Source organism: Kocuria sp. CCUG 69068 (genome assembly GCF_020833785.1).
Classification (GTDB): domain Bacteria; phylum Actinomycetota; class Actinomycetes; order Actinomycetales; family Micrococcaceae; genus Kocuria; species Kocuria rosea.
Genome location: NZ_PDDL01000226.1, coordinates 1 through 1,666 on the forward strand (window position 1 = coordinate 1; position 1,666 = coordinate 1,666).

Consider the following 1,666-nt stretch of genomic DNA (forward strand, 5'->3'; position numbering starts at 1 on the left):
CGCCGGCTCGAACCCGAGCAGGTCGCGGGCCAGCGCCGTGCGCACGGGCAGGGCACCCACCGCCACCGGGTCCAGGACCCAGGCCCGGCCCGCGCGGCGTCGGGCCCCGACGGCCTCGTAGGCGGCGCCGCGCTGCTCGGCGGTGGGCGTGCCGGTGTTGACGAGGAGGCCGTCGGCGAGCTCCGCGAAGACCCCGCCCTCGCCCTGGATGTCGGTCATCGCCGGGGACGCGCCCACGGCGAGCAGCACGTTGGCGGTGAAGTTGGTGACCACGGCGTTGGTGATGCACTGCACCAGCGGCGCCGCGGCGCGCAGGTCCGCCAGGGCCGCGGCGGCGTCCTCGGCGAGCGCGGGGTCCGGCGGCACCGGCCTCCCGGGTCCTGGTGTGCGGTCGGACGGGGGTACGGCATCGCGCATCTGCGACATCCCTTCGCTAGTACTGGCTAGATCAGGTTCGACGGGTGTGTTCTCAGCCGCTCGTGCGGCACCCCGTGTCTGGTGTCCTGCCAGTCTAGTCGTCGTGCGGGAGTCGGCACGGACCCCGCACGGGATCAGAACATGCCGTTGGCGTGCGCCATCCGCTCGGGCACCGGCTGCGCGACGCCCCAGTGCTCCACGATCCGGCCGTCGTCGAGGCGCCAGAGGTCGTAGCAGGCCACCGTTCCGGTGGATCCTCCGTCGCTGTTCCCTCCGGGAACGGCCTCCGCGACGGTCAGCACGAAGTTCCCCTCGCCGACCACGCGGCGCAGCCGCTGGTACGCGGGCTGCGGGCCGTCCGGCGTGCCGCCGGTGTGCTCGGTGCAGCCCCGGGGGCTCATGTGGTCCTGGACGGCGTGGCGGTCGCCCTCGACGAGGGCGGCCTCGACCCACTCGGCGGCGATGCGCTTGTTGTCCTGCGTCCGCTCGTGGTCCGTGACCGCGACGGGACCGTCGAGCTGGGGGCGGGCGCCGTCGGGGCCCGTGCGCAGGGGCTCGAGGACGTCCCAGTGCTCGGCGATCCGTCCGTCCTCCACCCGGAAGACGTCGAAGCCGACCAGCGGCTCCGGACCGAGCCCTTCGTACACCGAGTGGACGGCCACCGTCCCGTGGTCGTCGAGCATCCGGACCATGTCCACGCGGAAGTCCTCGGGCATGCTCTGCACGAACTGCCTGAGACCCTCGCGCCCGTCCGGCGCGAGCGGCGAGTGCTGGACGAAGTCCTCCGTGTAGTGACGGTCCACGGCCGACGGATCCCGGTGGACGAACAGTTCCGTGCCGGTGGTGCGGATGGTGTCTGCACTGGTCATGGCGATGCTCCCTGGAACGGGCGGCCGCTCTCCCGGCGGACGGGACGGCGGCCCCGGGTGTGCTGTGGTGCGCACCACGGTACGCCGCCGCGCGGAGGGCGGGCAGGCCGGGACGGTCCGTGACGGTCCGCGACGACGGAGGACCCCGACCGTGCCGGTCGGGGTCCTCCGTGGTGCTGCTCGACGGGGCGGGTCAGCCCCGGTCGGCGGGCCGGCCGCTGGTGAGGTCCTCGGCCTTGACGCCGACGCCGACGACGGTCGGCGCCCGGCGGGAGGACTCCTCCGGGGCGCGCTGGGCGACGGTCCTCGCCTCGTGCCGGGCGCCCTCCGCGGCGGCCGCCCGGCCGGCTGTCACCTCGGCCTCGCCGGGCAGATCGGAA

At 74.7% G+C, this 1,666-nt stretch carries 3 protein-coding genes and 1 riboswitch; all 3 genes read right to left on the reverse strand.

Features of this window, described 5'->3' with window-relative positions:
* Positions 1-366, reverse strand: a 366-nt coding sequence (locus CRM73_RS19145; protein ID WP_229588792.1) for a hydroxyethylthiazole kinase, incomplete at its 3' end; no start/stop codon positions are given.
* Positions 367-408: 42 nt separating this feature from the next.
* Positions 409-502: riboswitch (TPP riboswitch) on the reverse strand.
* A gap of 49 nt (positions 503-551) precedes the next feature.
* The gene (locus CRM73_RS19150) at positions 552-1,286 is read right to left on the reverse strand and encodes a nuclear transport factor 2 family protein (RefSeq protein ID WP_229588793.1); all 735 of its coding nucleotides are present in this window, start codon (positions 1,284-1,286) and stop codon (positions 552-554) included.
* 193 nt (positions 1,287-1,479) lie between these two features.
* A partial coding sequence (locus CRM73_RS19155) for a hypothetical protein (RefSeq protein ID WP_229588794.1) occupies positions 1,480-1,666 on the reverse strand: 187 nt, incomplete at its 5' end.

Bases quoted from the DNA above. Each gene is read 5' to 3' on its own strand.
- CRM73_RS19150 (WP_229588793.1), bottom strand. From the start codon at position 1,286: ATGACCAGTGCAGACACCATCCGCACCACCGGCACGGAACTGTTCGTC.